Origin of the sequence: Nostoc sp. NMS2 (assembly GCF_017115105.1) — a bacterium.
Lineage (GTDB): Bacteria > Cyanobacteriota > Cyanobacteriia > Cyanobacteriales > Nostocaceae > Nostoc.
In genome coordinates, this window is record NZ_JABXKH010000103.1 from 49752 (window position 1) to 71411 (window position 21660).

General features: G+C 39.4%; 30 protein-coding genes. 26 read left to right on the forward strand and 4 right to left on the reverse strand.

What is annotated here, in order from left to right:
* The first annotated feature begins 223 nt into the window (after positions 1-223).
* The 6 genes from HWQ36_RS18720 to HWQ36_RS18745 all read left to right on the forward strand — a co-directional run bounded on the left by HWQ36_RS18720 (position 224) and on the right by HWQ36_RS18745 (position 7266).
* Positions 224-472, forward strand: a complete 249-nt coding sequence (locus HWQ36_RS18720) for a helix-turn-helix transcriptional regulator (protein WP_190937851.1) — start codon at positions 224-226, stop codon at positions 470-472.
* 110 nt (positions 473-582) lie between these two features.
* Entirely contained in the window at positions 583-1101 is a 519-nt protein-coding gene (locus tag HWQ36_RS18725) for a hypothetical protein (protein WP_292705183.1), read from the forward strand.
* A gap of 219 nt (positions 1102-1320) precedes the next feature.
* Complete coding sequence (locus tag HWQ36_RS18730; protein WP_292705184.1) at positions 1321-3984, forward strand: NERD domain-containing protein; 2664 nt, start codon at positions 1321-1323, stop codon at positions 3982-3984.
* Positions 3985-4010: 26 nt separating this feature from the next.
* Positions 4011-5723: a PhnD/SsuA/transferrin family substrate-binding protein gene (locus tag HWQ36_RS18735; RefSeq protein ID WP_292705185.1), complete on the forward strand. Its 1713-nt coding sequence runs from the start codon at positions 4011-4013 to the stop codon at positions 5721-5723.
* A 45-nt stretch (positions 5724-5768) separates the two neighbouring features.
* Complete coding sequence (locus HWQ36_RS18740; protein WP_292705186.1) at positions 5769-6710, forward strand: 5'-nucleotidase, lipoprotein e(P4) family; 942 nt, start codon at positions 5769-5771, stop codon at positions 6708-6710.
* Between the two features lie 280 nt (positions 6711-6990).
* On the forward strand, positions 6991-7266 hold the full coding sequence (locus tag HWQ36_RS18745) for an HU family DNA-binding protein (RefSeq protein WP_292705187.1): 276 nt from the start codon (positions 6991-6993) through the stop codon (positions 7264-7266).
* A 17-nt stretch (positions 7267-7283) separates the two neighbouring features.
* On the opposite strand, the gene HWQ36_RS18750 is transcribed toward HWQ36_RS18745, so the two are convergent.
* Positions 7284-7886 (reverse strand): GIY-YIG nuclease family protein, encoded by a 603-nt coding sequence (locus HWQ36_RS18750; RefSeq protein ID WP_366829267.1) that lies wholly within the window; start codon positions 7884-7886, stop codon positions 7284-7286.
* Positions 7887-7977: 91 nt separating this feature from the next.
* On the opposite strand from HWQ36_RS18750, the gene HWQ36_RS18755 reads away from it, so the two are divergent.
* Positions 7978-8310, forward strand: a complete 333-nt coding sequence (locus HWQ36_RS18755) for a hypothetical protein (protein ID WP_292705188.1) — start codon at positions 7978-7980, stop codon at positions 8308-8310.
* 38 nt (positions 8311-8348) lie between these two features.
* Here the strand turns inward: HWQ36_RS18755 and HWQ36_RS18760 are convergent, their stop codons facing one another.
* Complete coding sequence (locus tag HWQ36_RS18760) at positions 8349-8798, reverse strand: hypothetical protein (RefSeq protein ID WP_292705189.1); 450 nt, start codon at positions 8796-8798, stop codon at positions 8349-8351.
* A gap of 312 nt (positions 8799-9110) precedes the next feature.
* On the opposite strand from HWQ36_RS18760, the gene HWQ36_RS18765 reads away from it, so the two are divergent.
* The 6 genes from HWQ36_RS18765 to HWQ36_RS18790 all read left to right on the forward strand — a co-directional run bounded on the left by HWQ36_RS18765 (position 9111) and on the right by HWQ36_RS18790 (position 13154).
* Positions 9111-9812, forward strand: a complete 702-nt coding sequence (locus tag HWQ36_RS18765; protein WP_292705190.1) for a hypothetical protein — start codon at positions 9111-9113, stop codon at positions 9810-9812.
* Entirely contained in the window at positions 9812-10609 is a 798-nt protein-coding gene (locus tag HWQ36_RS18770; RefSeq protein WP_292705191.1) for a TIM barrel protein, read from the forward strand. The genes HWQ36_RS18765 and HWQ36_RS18770 overlap by 1 nt, the downstream gene beginning before the upstream one ends.
* Positions 10610-10732: 123 nt before the next feature.
* Positions 10733-11680, forward strand: a complete 948-nt coding sequence (locus HWQ36_RS18775; protein WP_292705192.1) for a hypothetical protein — start codon at positions 10733-10735, stop codon at positions 11678-11680.
* Positions 11681-11732: 52 nt separating this feature from the next.
* Positions 11733-12218: a GPP34 family phosphoprotein gene (locus HWQ36_RS18780; RefSeq protein WP_292705193.1), complete on the forward strand. Its 486-nt coding sequence runs from the start codon at positions 11733-11735 to the stop codon at positions 12216-12218.
* Positions 12219-12253: 35 nt separating this feature from the next.
* On the forward strand, positions 12254-12394 hold the full coding sequence (locus tag HWQ36_RS18785; RefSeq protein WP_181154444.1) for a hypothetical protein: 141 nt from the start codon (positions 12254-12256) through the stop codon (positions 12392-12394).
* A gap of 379 nt (positions 12395-12773) precedes the next feature.
* Positions 12774-13154: a hypothetical protein gene (locus HWQ36_RS18790; protein WP_196524045.1), complete on the forward strand. Its 381-nt coding sequence runs from the start codon at positions 12774-12776 to the stop codon at positions 13152-13154.
* Between the two features lie 87 nt (positions 13155-13241).
* On the opposite strand, the gene HWQ36_RS18795 is transcribed toward HWQ36_RS18790, so the two are convergent.
* Positions 13242-13487, reverse strand: a complete 246-nt coding sequence (locus tag HWQ36_RS18795) for a hypothetical protein (protein ID WP_292705194.1) — start codon at positions 13485-13487, stop codon at positions 13242-13244.
* A 93-nt stretch (positions 13488-13580) separates the two neighbouring features.
* Between HWQ36_RS18795 and HWQ36_RS18800 the strand changes: the two genes are divergently transcribed.
* The gene (locus HWQ36_RS18800) at positions 13581-13754 is read left to right on the forward strand and encodes a hypothetical protein (protein WP_292705195.1); all 174 of its coding nucleotides are present in this window, start codon (positions 13581-13583) and stop codon (positions 13752-13754) included.
* Positions 13755-13791: 37 nt separating this feature from the next.
* Positions 13792-14103 carry an XRE family transcriptional regulator gene (locus tag HWQ36_RS18805; protein ID WP_292705196.1) on the forward strand — a complete coding sequence of 104 codons (312 nt, stop codon included), beginning with the start codon at positions 13792-13794 and terminating at the stop codon, positions 14101-14103.
* Between the two features lie 469 nt (positions 14104-14572).
* Here the strand turns inward: HWQ36_RS18805 and HWQ36_RS18810 are convergent, their stop codons facing one another.
* Positions 14573-14878, reverse strand: coding sequence for a hypothetical protein (locus HWQ36_RS18810; RefSeq protein ID WP_242059519.1), 306 nt, complete (start codon positions 14876-14878; stop codon positions 14573-14575).
* A 407-nt stretch (positions 14879-15285) separates the two neighbouring features.
* Here HWQ36_RS18810 and HWQ36_RS18815 point away from each other — a divergent pair, with 407 nt between their 5' ends.
* From HWQ36_RS18815 to HWQ36_RS18865, 11 genes are all read left to right on the forward strand, one after another.
* On the forward strand, positions 15286-16083 hold the full coding sequence (locus tag HWQ36_RS18815; protein ID WP_292705197.1) for a hypothetical protein: 798 nt from the start codon (positions 15286-15288) through the stop codon (positions 16081-16083).
* A 314-nt stretch (positions 16084-16397) separates the two neighbouring features.
* Positions 16398-16769 carry a four helix bundle protein gene (locus tag HWQ36_RS18820; protein WP_292705214.1) on the forward strand — a complete coding sequence of 124 codons (372 nt, stop codon included), beginning with the start codon at positions 16398-16400 and terminating at the stop codon, positions 16767-16769.
* Between the two features lie 54 nt (positions 16770-16823).
* Positions 16824-17063 (forward strand): hypothetical protein, encoded by a 240-nt coding sequence (locus HWQ36_RS18825; RefSeq protein ID WP_292705198.1) that lies wholly within the window; start codon positions 16824-16826, stop codon positions 17061-17063.
* A 137-nt stretch (positions 17064-17200) separates the two neighbouring features.
* The gene (locus HWQ36_RS18830) at positions 17201-17755 is read left to right on the forward strand and encodes a hypothetical protein (RefSeq protein ID WP_190943528.1); all 555 of its coding nucleotides are present in this window, start codon (positions 17201-17203) and stop codon (positions 17753-17755) included.
* Positions 17756-17980: 225 nt separating this feature from the next.
* Positions 17981-18253: a hypothetical protein gene (locus tag HWQ36_RS18835; RefSeq protein WP_292705199.1), complete on the forward strand. Its 273-nt coding sequence runs from the start codon at positions 17981-17983 to the stop codon at positions 18251-18253.
* A 144-nt stretch (positions 18254-18397) separates the two neighbouring features.
* Positions 18398-18667 carry a hypothetical protein gene (locus tag HWQ36_RS18840; RefSeq protein ID WP_292705200.1) on the forward strand — a complete coding sequence of 90 codons (270 nt, stop codon included), beginning with the start codon at positions 18398-18400 and terminating at the stop codon, positions 18665-18667.
* A gap of 168 nt (positions 18668-18835) precedes the next feature.
* Entirely contained in the window at positions 18836-19909 is a 1074-nt protein-coding gene (locus HWQ36_RS18845; RefSeq protein WP_292705201.1) for a hypothetical protein, read from the forward strand.
* Between the two features lie 112 nt (positions 19910-20021).
* Positions 20022-20471, forward strand: coding sequence for a DUF1257 domain-containing protein (locus tag HWQ36_RS18850; RefSeq protein ID WP_292705202.1), 450 nt, complete (start codon positions 20022-20024; stop codon positions 20469-20471).
* 2 nt (positions 20472-20473) lie between these two features.
* A complete protein-coding gene (locus HWQ36_RS18855) occupies positions 20474-20677 on the forward strand; it encodes a DUF2997 domain-containing protein (protein WP_292705203.1) in 204 nt (67 codons plus the stop codon).
* Between the two features lie 54 nt (positions 20678-20731).
* Positions 20732-21265: a hypothetical protein gene (locus tag HWQ36_RS18860; RefSeq protein WP_292705204.1), complete on the forward strand. Its 534-nt coding sequence runs from the start codon at positions 20732-20734 to the stop codon at positions 21263-21265.
* Between the two features lie 31 nt (positions 21266-21296).
* The gene (locus HWQ36_RS18865; RefSeq protein ID WP_292705205.1) at positions 21297-21521 is read left to right on the forward strand and encodes a hypothetical protein; all 225 of its coding nucleotides are present in this window, start codon (positions 21297-21299) and stop codon (positions 21519-21521) included.
* Positions 21522-21660: the final 139 nt, after the last annotated feature.

Genomic DNA, 21660 nt, shown 5'->3' on the forward strand with positions numbered 1-21660 from the left:
CGAGTTTAAGGGTGCGATCGCATCTATTACCCTATGAATGAGTCATTTACCTCCAAGAATTTAGGTTCAGAACCACTTAAAAAATATTCCTGCTTAGAGTAAATAATTTTACATATTTTTCATTATTACGGATACACACTGAGGTTTATTGCAATTCCGTATGACTAAAATGCAACAAACAATATAGCATTAGCTACTTAAGGTAGTGGGTCAAGCTTGCTCAATGACTATCAAAAAACCCTTGGCTTTCAAACAGCCACAGGTAGGGCATATCATTCGTGATTTGCGACTTTTGGCTGGGTTAACGCAAGAACAGTTTGCAGCCACTCTCGGCGTGACATATACCACGATTAATCGTTGGGAGAATGGACGCTCTAAACCGTCGCCGATGGCGAAGAAGCTTATTGAACAGAAGCTTGATGAGATGGGCGCTCAGGGTGAGGATTTGTTAACTAAATATTTGCCAAATTAGTTATTTACTCAGTTTCTGTGTGAGCGGTAAGTATAGCTCTAATAGCCCACTTGTTCTAGTTTTTATATCCAACTGTTGATTGCAATTCTAAACATCAGGTGAGGCATCTAATGAACGGTAATACAAACATGAGAACTAATCAGCAAGTCACGGAAATTACAGGCGCTCCCGCCCAAGTTTGGGGAAACGTGTTAGTTCCAGCAAAAGGAACGATTCTTGTCAAATTTACAGGTGATACTCTTGTTGGAACAACAAAAACTGGTTTAGAAAAGAGAGAGACTTGGATACGCATTCAAAATATTGATTCAGTAGAAACATTAGAAGCCCCTATTTATGCGTTATTGGGTTTTGGAGGATTCCTAGCTTTTTCAGCTTTGGGTGCATTCAGAAACTCTTCTGCACTAGGTTTAATTTTACTTGTTGCAGCAGCAGCCCTAATTGTTTATGCGATAACTAATAAACGTCGATATTTAGCAATTTACAGTCATCGGAATGCAATAGTTGTTTTCATGAATAAGTCCCCAGAACTTTATCAGCAGTTTGCGATGAATGTGTTGGCATTATCCCGCAAACTAAATGCACCCAGTAATACACAAACAAGACAGCCTCAAACCCAAATTCAAGCTTAGTTGAGCAAGTCGATGTATGCGAACTACTGGATAGAGAATATAAATTTAAGCTCCACTGAAAGAAATCGCGATTGCTCTCAATCAAGCGAGTAAATATGTCAGTAGAAGCGATCGCACACTGTAATCAATGTCACGCATTCAGTATTATTCAGAGTATTTTTTGTCCTGATATCAACTAATAGTATAGCGATCGCAAAATATAAATTTCAGGAGCGTCAAATGGTCAACAGCAGAGATACCCAAGCAACTAAAACATCTAATAGAGGAGCAATACTAAAAGTTTTAGCTAGACTAGCAACAACAGGAATAATTAGTTTTGGAATTGGTGGAGCAGTTACTTTTGACCGTTATAACAACTATTGGAATCAAACAATATTTCGCGTTCAGACTGTTGATTTTAACATTTTATCTCATACTCTACCAACGAAACTTTCTTATGCAATTATTAAAAATAAACCAGAAGAAGTACAACGTACTTTAGATAGTAATTATAGTTTATTTGGATTAATCGTTACAGACTCTAGTGGACAAAAAATAATTTCGTATTCAGGTAAAGATTCTGGAAAATCCTCATCTTGGAAAGCGGCTATAAATCCACAAGAGTTAACAAAACATCCATACGATGTGTTGCTTGATCCTCCACCTGCATTTGCACAGTGGACTTATAGCAATTCTCATGCTACTGAACGCAGTGCTATAAATGTCACTAATCAAGGCCGTGTTATCGGTAGGGTTTACTATATTAGGGGTGTAAGACCAACGTTTCAAGAGGATATTGCAACATTAGTAACTAATCCTTTTTCTGGAAGCAGTAGGATTCAAACTTATACCACAAGTTTAGCCGCTTGTTTCGGGGCGACTTTGTTTATCTGGAGTGGTTTAGAGTTTATACTTTATAAAAAGCGAGTTGATAAAAAGAAAGCAGAAAAAAGAGAAGATGAATTAGAAAATATCAACAAAGTTTTAGAAGTTCAATTAGCCGAGAGAATAAATGAACTAACATTATTAAAAAATCAAAGAGAGGAAGAAAAGAATGAATTAATTAGGGATGCCAGTAGAATGCGTATTTTAAATAACAGGCTTAAACAGGAAATTTATCAACTCAAAGAATCTCTGGATAATCTCCCAAAAAACACAGAAAATTTATTAACTCTACAAACTGAACTAGAAAAAACTAAGTTAGAAGCACAAGAAAATATAAACAAACAAAAGCAGTATCAGCAACGTATTGAAAAACTAAATCATCATTTACAACTTGCTCAAAAGAAACAATTAGAAGCTGATCAATTATATAAACTGAAAGAAAATGAATTAGCTAAACTTCAAGAACAAATGAAGAATATTGAAAATTCTCGTTTATTAGCTAAATCAGAGTTACAACAACTACAAAGCAATGAAAAAAAATCTCAAGAAATTGCTACTAGACTGGGACAAGAATTAACTAATCAAAGACTTGAACAAGAGCAACTTAACAATAAATTAAAGATTTTGCAAAGTTCCTTATTAGAGTCTCAACAACGCGCTAAACAGGCACAAGCTGAATCTGACAAAACTAGATTAGAGGCACAACAAAATCTCAATAAACAACAACAGTATCAAGCACATATTGAAAAATTAAACAGAGATTTGCAGATTGCTCAGGAGAAGCAACTAGAAAATAATCAACCAAAAGCAATTGAATTAGTTCAACTGAAGCAACAAATATATGATGCTGAATCTGAATTACAACAATTGCGAAACAATGAAAAAAAATCCCAAGAAATTGCTACCACCTTAGAACAACAGTTAATTAATCAAAGTTTAGAACAGGAACAGCTTAACCATCAATTAGAACTTTTACAAAGTTCTCTGTTAGAATCTCAACAACGTGCTAGGCAGGCACAAATTGAATCTGAAAAAGCTAGATTAGAAGCACAGCAGAATCTAAATAAGCAACAGGAATATGAAGAGCAAATTAAAAAATTAAATCAGGATTTATATATTGTCCAAGACAAACAAGCAAAAACTAATGAACTAAAAGAAAATGAATTATCCCAACTTCAGCAGCAAATACAGGAAATTGAAAACTCTCGTTCTTTAGTTAATTCTGAATTACAACAACTGCGAAACAACGAAACAAGTTCCCAGAGAATTATTACTGCGTTAGAACAACAATTAGCTAATCAAAACTTAATGCAAGAACAACTTAATACTCAACTAGATATTTTTCAAAATTCCCTATTAGAATCTCAAGAGAGAGAACAACAATTAGAACAACGTGAAAAACAGAAACAAGCTGAATTAGAGGCTTTGACTATAGAAATTGAGAATATCAAGAATCAAACAGGTCGGCATACTTTAAATAATTTTGAAATAGCTATTAAAAGTTCCTTAGAACAGCATTTTTCTTTAGAAAGAGTATTGACACAATTTGATGTAGGTAGTGGACAACAAGGAAGTAAATTTACTGATTTTATCCTTGTTACAAATAAGTGCTGTATCGTTGTAGAAGCTAAATCTTATAAGGGAACAATTAAATCTGTTGGTAATCCGCGTAACACTGGATGGACTTGTGATATAGGAACTAGAAAACTCTATATTTATGCTTGTTGGGGAGAGAACCCTTATCAGCAAGTGAAAACTTATGCAGATTCTTTGTATAGATATGTAAATTCATCAAATTGGGGTAAATTTCCTGTATATGGTGTTGTTGTATTTCCAGCAAACTCGGATATTGATCATGGTATTGAATCCAATATAGGTGGTTTTTACAGAGTAACTACACTAAATAATTTGATTAATGTTATCGAACAATTAGACAATCAAGCTTATTTACAAAATGCAAGAAGATATCAAAGAATTTTGCAGCAACTTACAGGCATATCTAATCAACAAGCAGCTTAATCATAAAAATACAGGTGATATCTATTGTGTCTAATTCTAAAAGTAGCCATATTTTCATAAAGTTTCTAGCATTTATTGGTGTTTTGGGTTTATCTGGTTGTCCATCTAATGTCCCTAAATCCGCAGTTTCCTCACCTTCTCCTATCATTGAAAATAAACAACAAAGCTTACAAACAAGTTCTTTAACTATAGGAATTTTGAGTAAGCCCAGTTACTATCAAGAATTAACAACTTACCTACGTGAGAAATTGGGTAATAAAGTACAAATAGTTATTGATGGTGATGAATCAATTCCTTATGAAGAAGCCCGAAAAAGGATGATAAATAAAGAATGGGATATTGCCTTTACTTTATCACCAATACTTTCTGTAGCTGCTAAAAATAACGATTATCATTTTGCAGCCCGAATGTTTCCAAATAATCCTCCATATTACCAAGCTACTTTATTCACAAAATCTACTAGTAGTATTCAATCTCTCAATGATTTAAAATCTACAAATACTATTGCTCTTGGAGATTTCAATTCAGCATCTAGTTTCTATGTACCTGCTTATGACTTATTTGGTAAAAGTCTCAGGGTAGACATGGGCCATCGAGGAAAAGATATTAAAGACTTAGTTAAAACTGGAAAAGCTGATGTAGGTGCTGCTGCTTATGAAGCAGTTACAAATGATAAAGATTTAAGAATCATTCATTTAAGTAAGGAAATTCCCGGCTCTAATGTTTATTTATCACCTAAGCTTTCTGAATCTGACCGTCAGATAATTACAAAAATTTTACTTAACGCACCAGATAATATTAGAAAACAAGCTAATTATGGTGGTGGCGATGAATCTGACTATTCACAATTAATAAAGATTTCTCAAAGAACTGAAGAAATATTGAGATGTGCAAATTTTCAGCAAAATCCGGTTAATTTTTACTGTAGTAATAGTTCCCTAAATCAAAAATATAATAATTCTAATAATACTTCAGAAATATTAGGGCGAATTAATGGATGGACTCGCCAAACTAATGAAATTGAAACTTTCAAGTTGTCAGGAAAAGATAATAAAGTTTACCAGATAATTATACCTCGAAAAATCTTGAATCAAATTCCTGGTGCTTCTAATCCAATTGCTTTACAAGGGAAAGAAGTCAAAATCATAAATGTTGCATCCCAAAAAGCACAAGGACAAGTGTTTGAATTAAAAATTACAGAGCCTAATCAATTGAGTTTATTAGAAAATATATCTAATTCTTCTACTCAGTCTAGTTATCAAGTTAAGCAAGTTGATGATGGCGATACAATCACGGTCACTGATGTATCTAATCAAGAAATCAGAGTGAGGTTTGCTTGTATAGATACCGCAGAAGTACCTCATTCGGATGCAGAAAAGAACAGTGATAGCTCTACTGATACAAATCAGTTTTTATGGGGCAATAAAGCTAAAGAGCGACTAAAAACATTAATACAGCAGGGTGGCAGTCAAGTCAAACTGGATATAGTAGATACCGATTTTTATGGGCGTAAAGTTGCTGAAGTACGTTTACCTGATGGCACTTTTGCCCAGCAAGTATTAGTTAAGGAAGGATTAGCTGTGGTTTATCGAAAATACCTGAAAAACTGTCCCAGTGCTGGTGTTGTAGAACAGGCTGAAGCGGAAGCTAAACAACAACGTTTAAATATTTGGGCAGATTCACAATTTACTGCACCTTGGGATTGGCGTTCGCAAAAAAAATCCTCCAAAAAATCCTAAACTTTCCCAAATAAAATCATTATAACTACCAAAATATCAATATCAATGTCTAAATTAGCCACTAAATTCTTTGCTGTTCCCGCGTTGTTACCAGTGCTACTTCTGTCACAATTGCAGCAAGATACACAAGTAGGAATTAGTAACCGACAATTAAATGAACAATCAATGTTGGCAGTTAATTGGGTGCAACAATCTGGAGAATATAGAGCATTAACTTATCAAGCGTTCAATATAGCCAAACTCACTTTTGATACCGCTAAATTAAAAAATATTACCCGTCCCACCATCATTGTTGATATTGATGAAACAGTTCTTGATAATAGCCCCTATCAAGCAGGGTTATTAGATACTAATAATGGTTTTGAAATTACTACTTGGAATCAATGGATTAAGGAGGAGAAAGCTAAAGCTGTACCGGGAGCAGTTGAATTTGTTAATTATGTAAATAAAAATGGGGGTAAGGTATTCTTCATTTCTAATCGAGATGAAAAAAGCGCTAAAGATGCTAAAAGCAATGATTTAAAAATAGCTACTATTAACAATTTAAAATCTGTGGGGTTTACAGGAGTAAACGGAGAGACAGTATTGTTAAAGGGGGAGTTTACCCAAAAGATTGGCGACAAAGAGAATACTTCTAAACAATGGCGAGTAGAAGCTGTTAAAAATGGCAATGCTGATGGCAAAAGATATACAGTAATTGCCTTGATTGGCGATAACCTAAATGATTTTGATGAAACAATAGGCAGAAATAACCAACAACGTCGTGACCATGTAGATAATAACCGTCAAAATTACGGTATCCTTCATATCGCAAAAGGGATAGTTAAACCTGCTTACATTGCAATACCTAATCCTATGTATGGAAATTGGGAAACAGGAATGTATAGTCCACAGGCATTTAAAAAACAAAGTCCTTTTGATATGACCCCAGGAGAAAGAAGTAAACAACGCCGGGAATCTTTAAATCGGTGGTTGGGGAAGTTTTAAAGGTTTGTTCTCAGTCATTTTATAGTACCTATGTACTGTATAAGTATCCTATCTCTTGTGGCTGAATATGAAGATGGATTTACCTAATCGAAAATGGAACTGTTACACCAATTAGACGGTTTTGGAGCAAAATAGCGATTATCTATTGCGCCAAATCGACACAGTAGTAGTCGTGCATTGTTAATTTTCGCGTGTTGCTAGAAAATTATTCCTTTTCCCCTTTCTGAATAGGAGGTAATAATGCTAAATTTCCAATATTTGCAATACTTCAGGGTAATTTATGAATAAAGGTGAACTAGTGGATGCTGTAGCAGCCAAAGCCAACGTCACAAAAAAGCAAGCTGATGAAGTAATCAGTGCTTTTTTGTCAGTAGTTATCGAAGCTGTAGCGAATGGAGAGAAGATAACCCTGGTAGGGTTTGGGTCATTCGAGCGACGCGAACGTTCCGAACGTGAGGGGCGTAATCCGAAAACCAATGAGCCAATGACTATTCCAGCGACTAAAGTGCCTGCATTCTCTGCTGGGAAGCAGTTTAAAGAAAAAGTAGCGCCATAAAGCATAAATAAGCCACCCTACCCAAAAGGCTGCCCCCAGCGCTCCCAGTTCTCCTTATTAAATGGACTGCGCCACTTCAAAATAAGGTTCAACTCCAACTCTTGCCGTGTGCGTCGATCAACCGGAGCATCCCACCAAAATGCGGCGTTGACTGCTGTTTTTAACCCATAGTGATAATGTAAATCCTGGTAGCTGGCGATGTAATTTTTGCAGGCGTGTATACCCTGCCATCGCTTGTTACTGTGGCACGTTTCGCCTACGTACAAAATAACAGAAGCCGCCGAGTCTATGATGAAATACAGACAAGTTGACCCAGGACTATCAACTGGCATTCGATAAAACGACATTGGCACAAGCCGCAGCAAGAGTGGATCAATTTGGTCTGGGTCGCAGTGCTTAGGGGTAAGGTCAAATAATGCCGTCTGCTGTGATGGTTTGTTCTCTCTCACATAATGCTGATATTCAAAAATCTGAGATTTCCACTTCAACAGCGCCTCAAGACTCATTAACAGTGTCTTTGCTCTGCGTGCTGGTGTGACGGTCAAATCAGAAAATAAATTTAGCTGGTTGGGTTCCAAGGTGATTAATGGGAATGTACAAACCAGTAGATTATCGCCCACAACTGGATGGAGTCAAACCTGTTAGCAGCTTAATAGAGCGATCGCAGTTTTGATTTTGGGCATTTTAAAGTAGCGTTTACTCAATATTGCCATGTTTAAAGGATTTGGTCGCCCAAAGAAAAAATCAGTGCTTGAAGAGAATGAACTGACCACAGGGATTGTTCAGCATCCAGTTACGGGACTTTGGCAGACTTGGATATCATTTACTGGTCATGATATACAGTGTGTCACTGCTCATGCCAATCGAGATGATGCTGACCGGGTAGCGAAACAGATTGCTGATGCTTGGAGTGAGGGGAAATACAAAACCCAGCAAGAGGTAACAGCTTTTATCCAATCACTGCCTACTGATGCTGTCATAGACCCATTACCCCAAAATATTGTGATGCAACTGAGCAAGCAGGCATTAAGCGCAAAGAAGTAAGAAAGAGCATGGCTACGCCAACGTCTGCGACGAACGCTCTAAACAGTATCATCCATCCATCCGCACTCTGGATTTTGACAGTCCCAATGCACCCGTGCTGACCAGTCACGGTCAAATTCAGCACTACACCGAGGGCATCTACCTGTAAACATCGGATGCCAGTCAATCAGTTCTAGCTGCTGTTCTGGTGTCCACCTCGCCTGTGGCTGCACAATCAACTCGCCGTTGTAAAATGTGCGCTCTATTGTCAGTTCGCCATTAACATATCTTGCCCCTTCTGGTTCCCATTGCTGGTTATTATCGTTACAGGGATTGTCATCAGTCTCGCCAATGCCTAGAAAGTCTACAAATTGCTTAGTTTCTAATTCGGGATCATCCCGGAAATCAAGGCAGGTGTTACCGGATGGGCCAGTTGGGTGAACGGCGCAGACTAGCTGAGGGTTATGGGCGTAAAAGAGACAGCGATTGCACTCGAGTAATTTTGACATAGCACCGGTTTTAAAAGTCGTTTGCATAACGTTTGGCAAGCCTTGGCATCAGAGTTACTGCCCAACTAATAGCCAAAACTTGACTTAAACAATGGCCTAGCAGGTAGATGTCCAATGAGAGCCTCCATTTGAAAAATTAGGTCAGTGTACTGCTGCCAACTGTAGTTTAATTGCCATTCGACAGGATCGCTAAATTTAACGTAATCCTTTTAAAAAATCAAATGCTTAATGATATTTTAGTACAAAAGAACTATCGAAATGGTTTGCGGTAGTTGGTTTCCGGCAATATTGTTCAAAAATGAGGAATATGCGATGAGAGATTCTAATTCCTTACTTTCTAGTTATGAAGAATTAGTGCAAAACCATATCAGTCAATTCGACCCACAGATTGCAGATTTGCAACAATTAGTAAAAGCACGAATGCAAGAACTTCATGACGCAGAACAGACATTGGTAGAAACACAAGCAATAGAACTTAAACGGATCACTGATGCTCTGGCTACCGATGCTCGTTGCTTGTTGCCAACGCCAGGATTAAGAGCATTTGTACAAGAGTTAAAACAGACTAAAAGTAATAATTGGTACACGCGCAAATCAGAATTTAGTATTGCAGAAGATCCAACTACTTGGTTATTGGCGATGCTCGAACTACCGATAGGTTTGAGCAACTACCAAACTCACGAAGACCTTAATGGTTATGATGACGAACGTAACTTTATCGGGTATAGCTATACTCTGTCTCTAAAATTAGGTTCAGTTGAGCATTCGCTCAATGAAATACCATTAAAACGCATATATAACGTCAACGAGTCTAGTGAAACTTCTATAAAAGGGCAAATTGAGGACTACATTTATGGTGACATAAAATATTTACTTAGAGATATGGAATATCCAGAGGAACAAAAACAGCAATTAGCGGCTGAAATCAGCACATTAGTAGGTTACTCCCTCAAAATATTCGCACTTAAACCTAGAAGAGCTATTTTTAATTATTCATCCATAGAGGAAAACTGATGCAATTGTATTTGAGCTTGTCAGCCTATGGTGGAGTTTCAACCCGTGAAGCATTAGCAATATTTTGGAATGCAGGAATCCGGTATGTTGAGCTAGCAATTGGGCCTCGACCTGATACTGATTCAGCGCAAGCAGTAGAGGATTTTAGACAACAGGGAATGGTCTATCGAGCGCATCATGCTTTTGTTTGCAGCGCACGCCATTATTTTTTCAATCTAGCTCAACCTCAAGATTGGAAATATTTTGAACGATTGGCAGATTATCTAGCTAGTATAGGTGTTACCGCTTATTCAGTACATGGAGGAAACTTTTGTAAAACCACGGAACGCGTTTTAGCATACACAACATTTGTAGAAAATATTCATCGTCTTCATCGGGTTTGTCTAACGCGAGGTATTGTTTTTGGTGTAGAAACAATGTATCCTACACTCACAAATAGCACTGTTGAGAACCTTTTGGATAATGCTTCAGAACTTGCTCAATTTTGCCAAGATGTTCCCCAGGTCAAGATAGTTGTGGACTTGGCCCATCTCAACATTTGGCGTGACAAAACCGAAATACTGTTGAATGAATGGTTGGGACTTCCACCAGAGAAACTTTTAGAAATTCACATTTCAGACAATGATGGACGGCAAGATATACATTCGCGGATTACGGCCAATACTTGGTGGTTATCTCAGATTACTAATTTTCCAAAGGGAATTCCCTTGGTGTTAGAGAGCCGATTAAATCGATTGCCTGTTTCAGTAGTGCAGCAAGAGTACGACCGGATCGTTGCTTTAATAGTAAGCTTTTAATGTCAAATGAGACTAAGCATTAATAGATTCAGGTAACAAACCAGACATATTTAATAGTTGTTGCATTTTACTACTGGTAAGTGCTTTAAGTCCAAAATAGAGCGCCTGGTTGTGGGATAATATATGCCAAGATCACGAAAAATAGAAGAAACTTTATCTATTCTTGCCCAAATTCGAGAGCATCCCACAAGTGAGGAAGGGATCATAATTTTACGCCAAGCTCTTAAGAGTAAATATTCTATAGCTGTTGCCCAAGCAGCCAAGATAGTAGGCGAATCTACTATTACTGAGTTGGTTGGCGATCTTGTAGAAGCTTTTGCTCGAATGATGGTCAAACCCGCACAAGTAGACCAAAATTGTCTTGCCAAGAAAGAGATAGCACAAACACTGTATCACTTAGAATACAGCGATGAAAACCTTTTTCTGCAAGGGATTCGACATATTCAGATGGAGCCAGTATGGGGAGGAGTTGAAGATACTGCTGCCCATCTGCGGGGTATATGTGCTTTAGGTCTGGTGAGAATGAACTACTCAGATGTAATGAACGAATTAGCCGATCTATTAGCTGACCCCAAACCAGAAGCAAGAGTTGCTGCTGTAAAAGCGATCGCCTACACAGGAAATCCTCAAGGTGTACCTTTACTTCGTTTAAAAACCCGCATCGGCGATCAAGCACCACAGGTGATTTCGGAGTGTTTCAGTGCTTTGTTACAATTAGCTCCAACTGATTCACTTGCAATAGTTGCTGGTTTTCTTTTTGACCCAAAGGAGCAAATCTGTGAGTTAGCAGCATTGACGTTGGGTGAATCACGATTAGAGAAAGCATTTGATCATCTCAGAAATTGCTGGGAGCAAACAAGGAATGTAGAACTTCGGCGCACATTGTTACTAGCAATTGGGATGTTGCGACAAGATAAAGCAATAGATTTCCTAATTTCACTAGTGGCTCAAGGAAAAGACATTGATGCAAAAGATGCGATTGCAGCGTTGGCTATTTATCGAGAAGACCGTAAACTGTGGCAGCGAGTTGATCGAGCTAGTGAACAAAGAGCTAATCAATTGGGACTTTGAAAGCGTTGAGGATGTAGGAAAGTGCGAAAGTCTTAGCTGAGGCGATGAATTTTTGGATCAATGTCTTAATGAAGTTGTGGCGGCTCCTCGGAGTCGAACCGTGAAGTTCTGGATTAGCCATTGGAGCCGAAAATATTCAAGATTTCCAAAGGTGGTGTTGCAGAACTTAGTTGATCTGGGTGTTTTGGTGAAACAAGAACATACCGTACTCTGGTTTTTTCCTGTTCAGCGGTACTTTCTAACCGATGAATCAATCCAACGCGCGATTGTTAATCAAGTGCGTGCAGCTGTTTTAGAAAATATCCGACTGGATTCCCGCACGGCTGTGCTAATCAGCTTGATGAAAACCTGTCATCTCAGCAATACCGTCTTTACATCCGAAGAATTGCCAGAGGTGCGATCGCGGATTCAAGCGATCGCGAATGGTGAATTAGTGAGTAAGGCTGTCTCAGAAATCATCGCCACTGCTCAGGCAGCAATGATCACTGCGATCAGCACTTCGGCAGCCTCTAGTTCAAGTTCCTCTAGCAACCAATAGAGGGAAAAAGATTAGCCAGATCGGAATGCAAGCTTTTGCCAAATTTTCGATTTGGTGGTTCACAATCAACTGATGAATTTCCTAAAACCCAAACCAGCCCAACCAAGCATTTCAATTATCTGCCTGATGAATGTCAGCAGATGCAGCAGATTGTGATGCCTGACGGCAAGCCGTAAAGCGTATACGCATTTCACAGGTGTATTTTAGTGAACTGGAGGAATTGGTGCAGAGGTTTTTAGAGTTGTTGGGAAAGCCCAAGCGTGCTTAATTAAACTTTCTCTAACATTTTTAATTGTCTATCCATTTCACCACCCAGGAGCAAGATAATAATATTGAACTCTCGGTCAATGTGATATTTTTTCTGTAACACTTATTGTCTGCCTTACGATTGAGTACATTTTTTCCTATCTCAATTACTATAAGGCTTTGGGTTTCGCACTCCTGACTACCAAGTTCCCAGTCTAAACTAGTCAGGAGCGCATCTGTGACTGCAACAAGTTGAATTTTTCTTTAGTCTTTTGAACAGTCGTTTGATTTTTTAAGAAGGTATCTACTATGAATCGAATTCTCAAACGCGCATTTCTACCCAGTTTCATGGCTGCCAGTTTAACTGGAATCTCCTTAGTTCCTCTTCAACCAGCAGCAGCTAACGACCGAATTTTAGGAGATGCAGCCCTTGGTGCTGGTACTTGTGTAGTAACTGGAGCTGCTAGAAGACGTGGTACTGTTTTACGCAATGCTGCTAAGTGTGCTGCGGCTGGTGCCGCCGTCAATTTGGTTGGACGTAAGAAAAAACGTAACTTAGGTAGAGATGCCGCAGTCGGTGCAGCAAGTAGCGCCGGGGTTCGCGCTATTCTTGGCGGGCGCGAAGATGTGGCTGGCGATTTATTAGATGGCGCAGCAGCCGGTGCAGCTATTAATATTTTGAGGAGATAAACTCTCAATTCGTAATCTCTAATTTTGAGAGTTTACGAATTTATCTAATCTCCGGCTGGTGCGTCTGGTGTTGCAGCAATTAGTATGTTAAAAAAATAAAATATTTTTCCTTGATGCCTTTTTCTTAGCGCTATTAACCCAAGTACCTTGTTCCTTGCCATACCCTTCAATTTCAATTATTAGAGACGATATGGAAATTCCCATATCGTTCCCAAGTGCTTGTAAATAGTCTTTTGTAGACTTTAGCCTTACAGCGCTTCCGGCTATTATGCAATATAGTTTTCTTCTTACCCTTCTCCTATCATCGCTTTCAGCTTTTAGGATGTACCTCATAGCTGCCGGAAGTGCTGTATGTAGTCAGACAAAAGTTTACGGTTAGCTTTAGTCGTCTGGGTGGCATTAACATAGCCCTTGGGTATCGCGTATTTGGCTATCTACCCAGACTGGGGCATTTGGTTAATTTCTGAATCACACCAAAAGTATGTCAGCATTATAATTGGCTTACTTTTTGTAAATGAGTTTGGCAAAGCGATCGCGTTGCTTCCTGGCTGGCGATCGCTTTTGCATTATCACTACCTCAGTGTAATCAAAAAACTCTAAAAATACAAGCTAGTGTTGTAAATTAGAGGAGAGCTAAATGACAGAGGAGGTCTGCTTTGTGAAACTGTCCTATGTATCTCGTTTTACTTGGGATGAAGAAACAGCACAGCGATTGAGAAAACTACGGGGTAAAACTAGCCGAGATAAATTAGCGAGTAAAGCTGGTCGCAGCAATACTTTTATCCAAAACCTTGAATGGGCAAACCCTGGAAATAGACCAGAATCAATTTCCAAAGAAGATGCATTTGCTATTTGTAATGCGCTTGATGTACCTATTTGGAAGTTATTTCCAGCGTTAGTAATTAATCCTGAAAGTTTACAAGAAATATGCAAAATTCTATTGACATAATACAACATAGTGTTGTAAATTATATATACAAGAGAGGAATTGAGCGCGATGCCTCTCAGAGAAACAAAAAAGCGCTCAAAACTCAAACCAAACAAATTGAATTAGCAACAAAACTATTAGAAACCAATAGCCGGCGGGATGAGTAGCCGCAGTCTAAAACTTGTAATGGCCAAGCCACCGCGAGATGATTCCGATGACCTACCACGTCTAAAAACTGGTTGTAAAAACTCAATCCTCCCAGAATTAAGGCGATTATTACTCCTCAGTATATAATCGCCTTTTCAATTAGTTTCCACATGGCTCTACAGAGGACACGGTAATATCCCAATATCTTCTCTACAGCTTTGTGCTGTCTGGTGTTCTGACATCAGTTAATACGCTTTACCCTTGAACACTTTTATAGAACCCATTTGAGATATATACAGGAGGGCAATCGAATTTGGCTGAACTACGAGCTAAGTTACAAATTTTATAGATTGATCGTCAGGATTTTTTTCTTGCTTTTTTTGTCGCTCAACACGACTGTATTGTAGGGTAATGTATCCGTTCCCATCGGAATTGGCAGCCTAAAACTGGGGCTTTTATGATCGAGTTCGCCTAAATCAATGCTTTTCGTTATATCGCCATCTGTTGCAAGATTTGCGGTAAGTTCGCCTTTATAATCTTCAATTAAAAAGTCTCTAAAGAAAACGACTTCCCCAGCATCAGGATCTATACCAAGGATGACCGTACCTCTGAAAGTTGCGCCTTTTCGTTCTTCATCAACCGTTGCCATTGTGATTTCCGAGGGGTCTTGACCGGATATATGTGCCATAAACTTTTTTCTCTTGCGAATTCTCAACAATTGAAAATGATTTTACAAGAGCGCTATGGGCGATCGCAAAACTCTCAGGACGTATTTCTGCATCGGTCTTGCAAATGTATGGCCAAGTTACTTCTGGTTATACGCCTAATTGGAAGATTGAGTAGAGATGAGTAGGGGCCCAAAGCGATCACGAAGCGTTGCTGCAAAGCAGATCGCATCGCAGAAACCTGATTCCCAAATGGGTTCTATAAGGCTTCGCCAAATCTAGAGTGAGAGTGTTGTGGCAAGCCACAACAAACTGACCAATAAAAATAGGACGATCGCTGCGTCTGCAAAACTTGCGATCACCCTTTTACCCATTTAAGAGGCAATTTATAATGATGACACAAGTTTCAGCCCCTACGCCAACAAAAGATCCGTTAACCACGCGCGATCGCCAAATCATTGCAACCATTGTGAATCAGTCAGACTATTCAAAAGAGTGCAAGCCCGAAGATGTAGTAACTATCTGGATCAACAATGATGATATCGTCTGGGTAAAAATGACCCACGGCTATGCTCGATACCACAAAGAGTGTTTCAAACGTGCAGTAGCAGAGGTGAAAGAGAGCCTTTCTACTCCAGTAGAGTGCAATCACAAGGAAGATGAGGAATTGAAACAAGCTGCTGAGAAAATTGGCTTGTTGGGTGATTGTGATTGGCTATCGTTGAGCGTCCAGTACCATTCTGATAAAGTAATCGGTCATGCTGGTTGTTATATCTCCCACAAGGCTCGAATATTAACCCCACCGCCTGAATGGGATTTTACCCTACCGAAGTGGAATATGCCTGCTGCCATCTGTCCAGACTGCGAAGGACATGGGTGCGGTAACTGTTCGTATCGCGGTACTCGTGCAGAAGACTTGTGTACGCCAGTGGACGGCTACCGACTGACCTATGTAGGACGCACTGACCTCCAGACGGCTCACAATGTATATCTAGATGGGGAGTTTTTGGGCATACTCTTCAAGGTCAGAAACGCTGAGGAAGTCTGGGAAAACGACCCCAAGACATACTACTGGCGCTGTGGCGATGGCATGAAGTATTGGAGCGTCAGAGAGGCTGTAGAGGCGCTGTCCAGAGGAACTGCTCCGATTGAACTGCCGCAAGTTCGTCAGGAGTTGGTAGCGGCGTAAATAGGATGGTGGGTTTATATACCCACCACTAAGCTTTTCTCAACCTCGTAAAATAAAACACAGTTCGCCCTTACAAAATGACCCAACAACCTCACGATAAATTTGCCAAGCAGTTTTTAGAAGAGTTACTTTCTCCCTTTGGGGAAGTAAAAACTAACAGGGAAGTCACTGATGAAACAAGATTTGTTGATGTGTTATTTTCGCCAACACCGACATCTGCGGTTGATGTAGAAACTTTAGGATTATTGGGTAGAATAGGCTCAATTCGCAATTCGCAATTCGCAATTCGCAATTTTAAGGAAGGAGCCAAATGTATGACTCAAAACATTAGTATTGCTGATAGAACAAAAGCTTTGGCAATCAGAATAGTTAAAGCTTGTACTTTCTTAGATGAAAAGCCTGGAGTTTGTCGAACATTATCAAAACAATTATTACGAAGTGGAACATCCATAGGTGCTAATGTTAGAGAAGCTCAATCTTCTCAATCTGATAAAGACTTTCTCAGCAAACTAGAAATTGCACTTAAAGAGGAGAGAGAAACTGAGTATTGGTTAGAAATATTAATAGAATCCGAATTGGTTGAAAAAACTAAGTTTGAATCTCTTCTTCAAGAAACCAAAGAAGTTGGTAAGATTCTAGTTGCTTCTACTCGAAAAATTAAAGATAAAATAAACAATCGGAATTAATTGCGAATTGCGAATTGCGAATTGCGAATTGTTTTTGATGACCAGGAGTTAATCATGAATTTAACAGAAGCTTATCAAGAAGCTAGGGCTGCTGCTGTACAAGAGGGAGTAGAGCAAGGACAACGCCAAGTTGTAGAAAACTTGTTGAGATTTAGGTTTGGTTCTGTGGATGAAGAACTCTCAAGAGTGGTCGATAATTTGTTGCAGTTAGCACCAGATGACTTTGCAAGATTTTTACTGGAATTGTCTAGTTTATCCCGTGAAGAGTTGTTAGCAAGATTTAATTCACACTAATAATCCGTAACTACAAATAATTAGTAATAGAAAGCGCTTTTGTGAAATCAAGAGCGCTGTTTTATTGGCTCTACGTTTCATACATTTGTAATCAACGGCTTCGCCAATGTGAAAGTGAAATGTATTGGTATTGAACAATGAACCCTCAAGAAAATGCTGAACTACTTGCTGCCTTAATGCGCCAGGAAGAATTACTTAAGCAGTTAGTTGCAGCAATCAATAAGCCAAAACTGGGATTGCACTCTGAAGCTGGCAATTGTAAAATCTACTGCAATCGTCAGCACGGAGGATTGTGGTACACACTCAATGGTGAACCGAGTGATGTCCCTCAAACTGCCTTAACTGGATATCTTAAAGAACTGCGGTTTGAGAATACAGAACGCCGCAAAAAAGAAACCTGCAAGTTGCTGATAACTATTCAAGCAGACCGGACGTATATTTTAGAATCCGGTTATGATACTCATTTTTCTAAAAGCTTGTTAACCGCGATCGCAACTCTTACTCCAGAACAACTATATTCTCCGATTACACTACAGCCTACTCCAGGGACGACAGATGAAAGCGTCTTATTCTGTCGGGTATGGGTTGGGTCGGAATTAGTCATGGCATCCTACAACGAAGAAACGAACTGGCGTGAGGTCAGTAAACAAGCAATTGCTGTAACAAAAGCTGCTCTTGAGATGGCGTTTTAGTCCTAAAGATGAAGTAAGGCAGGTAAATCCTGCCTTGTGCGTCACTAAAATCAGCTTCATTCATGAATCTAACATTGCACATCTGATTGACAAAGACATTACCAACTTATGTCTAAACTGTGACAGCAAAAGTTGTAAACAGGGCTTGAGAGACTGTAGCTATAAGTGACTCAAGCTTTGTCTACAGCTAATATGTGCTGTTCAACTATTCACAACTAATCACAGATGAGTATTACAATTGTTCACCCCAACGTCGAAAATCTGCAATCATTTTCTGACTTGTTTGACCTGGAAAAACTTTTGCAATCTGACGGGATTCTACCGTGGCTTTTAGCAAATGGCTGGAACTACGACAATCAATCTTGTTTGATTGCAAATATCGTTGATGAGTCAACAAGTCTTGATGAAGTTTGGGAATCAGACGAATTTGATTTTAAGGCTCTGCCTGATGAAGATCAGGAAAAACTTCACCAGATTTTTGAGCATTTCTATCTCTAATCTTCTGTCACTCTCAATCAATAATTAACGCAAAGGTAACGAATTATGCGTGAAAAACTCTCCAGTTAGATTTAATCAGTCTGACTGGAGAGAAAAATCGATTCCACAAAAGATTATCACACACTCTACTTCAATAGTAATCAGATGGAATTAAATTTGATTAAAGTCTATGACTCAACGCTTTTAAGCTCCTCAAAAGTTTACCAAATCGACGGTACGCTTTCACGATACTTGGGTGATGAAGGTACTATCCAACATCCACAGTATCTATTTGTACCTCTGCCAAATCAAAGAAAAAAAGTCAGCTTTCGGCTAAACCGAAACAAACTCATGACTCGCTGTTATGAGGTCGAAGGCATGGTTTATCAAAAGCCTGCGGTACAGGATAATTCACAGCAACTTCAGCTATTTTAAGCCATGTCAATACATAAACCACCAGTCATTAAAAGACATATCCGACTACAAAATGGCTCTACAAAAGTAATCTGTAGAGCTACTACAGACATTCGCTCTCTTGAGAAATCACCACAAAGAAAGCTTCGCTTAATCGAAAGTGAAAAATAATGATTGAGGTCAATAATAATGGTACAAGCAATCGACAACCCTATTGCTACAAATTTCCTAACTGATGCAGTAGTCGAGCGCCACAATTTCTCACAGTTAAATAAAACCCGCATCAGATTTCGTATCCAGTTGAAGAAAAGTACAAAGTCTGCCGCTCCCAAATGGGCAGATGTACTAAAAGCTGAAGTCTCTGAAATAGAATCAGACCTTGTGAAAGTCACAAATTCCGAAGTCGGTTTGCGAGGTATTAAGGTATTTAAAAAGCTTGATGAGGCTGCTGCCCAATTGAGGCAAGAGATTGCTTCAGTTCAAGAGTGGATGTCTGCTGATACTGGTGATTGGGTTTGTCCGATTGATTTGGCTCCACTTGTTTGGAGCCAACTGCTTAATATCAGAGATAATATCGCCCCTGGTTTACGCAATCAATTAAAAGCTGATTACGAAGCAGGACTTCTTGATTATCAAGAGCGAATTGACCAGTTCCTCTCACTTAACACTTGGGAATTAGCACAGGATAAGCAAGAGTCAGTCAAAGCCAACTTGTTAAGAGCATTCCCGACTCTGACCGATCTCGAAGACTATTTGCAAGTCGTCATTGGTCGTCCGGTGATTATCCCGGCATTGTCCGAACAACTCAATCAGCAACAAGCTGAATGCCTTGACCAAATTACGCGATTCATCCAACAGTATGACCAAAATCTGGAGCAAAGGCTACGGAAATCTGCGATCGCTGGCGGTGAACAACTCGCCGCGCAGTTGTTAGAAGAATTGAGCGACTGGGAGCCAGGACGTAAGCCGGTGCAGTTCAAAAAGAAGATGGAAAAACACCTGATGAAAGTGCGGGTGTTACTGGCAAATGCCTCACCGGAAGCTGGCAGCAGTTTAGAACAGATGATGGCGCACTTAGATTCTATAGTTAAAGATCCAGCGATTGAGTCTAAGAATCTTGGTTCTGATACGCGCAGTCAACTACAGCAAAAGATAGATTCTATCCGCACCAAGTTGCTGGATGAACAACGCAATCTACAATCACTTGCGACTGACGACGTGGGCTTATCGAAGGCTACCGTAATGTCGTTCAAGTTCCGGTAAAAAACAGTCTTGAGCGAGTGTGCATTCGCTCAAGACTAGCACCTTAAACGAGAAATGCATATACACCTCACAAAGAATACCGCACTTCTACTGCTATAGGAACAAAATTCTCATGTCACACTTCTCAACCGTTAAAACCAAGCTTGCTAACCGTGAATGTCTAGTACAAGCTTTACAAGATTTGAAGCTGAATCCGCAAGTTCATGAAGAAGCGCAGCCACTAAAAGGATACTACGGTGGCTCTCAAGGACAAAACGCTGAAATCATCGTATCTGGTCGCACCATAAAAGCCCGTGCAGACATCGGATTCAAGTGGAATCAGTCAAGCGGTGTGTACGAGGTAATACACGACAGTTATGAAACAGTTCCGAAGTTGGGACAAGACTTCTTTAGTAACAAGTTGATGTTGGCTTACGGACAATGGATGGTGAGAGCTAAAGCTGCCGAGTTACAAGAAAGGTTTGGTGAATGTGCGATCGCTGAAGAAACCAACGGGAGCGTGCAAACTCTACGGCTAACTTTTGCCGGACATCAAGAAGTTAAACAATTTGCACGGAGATAAATATGGAACGTTCAATACTGATTCATTTCGACAATGCTACAGGTGAAGTTCGAGTGGAGGCTGAGGGATTCGAGGGCTTGAGTTGTTTATCAGCTACGCAACCATTTGAGGAGGCACTTGGAGTTGTGGAGGGCGAACGGGAATTTAAGAATGAAGCTCAACATCAGCGCATGACTTCAACATATCAAACACGGATACGGCAGTAAGAAAAAGTGGGGGGACAAAACAATCTCCCCACACTCATATTTTGGGAGCAGACAATGTTAGTGTTAGGTTCTGTTCACCCAGTCGATGGTAAAGCCAGAAAATATGGTGAGTTTGGGCTGACAATTTACCTAAACCCAAGCGAACTAGAAAAGCTGAAGTGGGTGCTGAATTTTGAGCCACACATTGATCTGGCATATCAATATTTTACTCCTGAACATTTGGAATCATCTCTAAAAAATGGTGGACTATGCACCTTAACCGCTTGTTGGGAAAAGTCAAATGCTTGTTCTCGTAATGATGCTGAACTATCGGACGATGCAATGTGGCTAAAAGATTGGCTGCATCGAGCTAAGTGGCATGAATTTCGGCATGATGCTGATTTTGGTTTGCTTGTAACCTACTACTTGCCAATGTCCGACCTGATTAATAAAGGCGAAATTCATCCTGATGACTTGCTAATGGATTGTGATTATATGGCTGATCCCAGGAATTTTGAATATTGCGAATTCTATGGGCTCACCACTTATTGGAAAGATGTACATTACGAAACCATAAGTGAATCGTTGGGTATCGAATTCTATGGTTAATCGATGCCTTGATTTCCCCTAGCAAAACATCATGAACGAATTAGCTAAAGAATACCCATTTGTTCACATTTACGCCCAGCAAAAACCACGTCAGCCCGTGATCATTAAAGCAAATACTGAAGGTCTTTGTGTGCTATTGAACGCTTTAATTTCTGCCATTGCCCAACTAGAGGGCAATGGTATGGCTGAGGTTTTTGACGGCGATGCCAAAATCAATTCGCAATTCGCTTTTTCGCCCATTCGCAATTATTTTTAAGAGATTGTTATGAAACAACCTTATTTCTTATTTGCTAAAAATACTGGATTTAGCCAGTTTTTAGATAGCAATTATACAAGTTATTTCTTGATAGTCTCCAAACATAAATTGTAAATTGATTTCTTGGTAATTATAACTG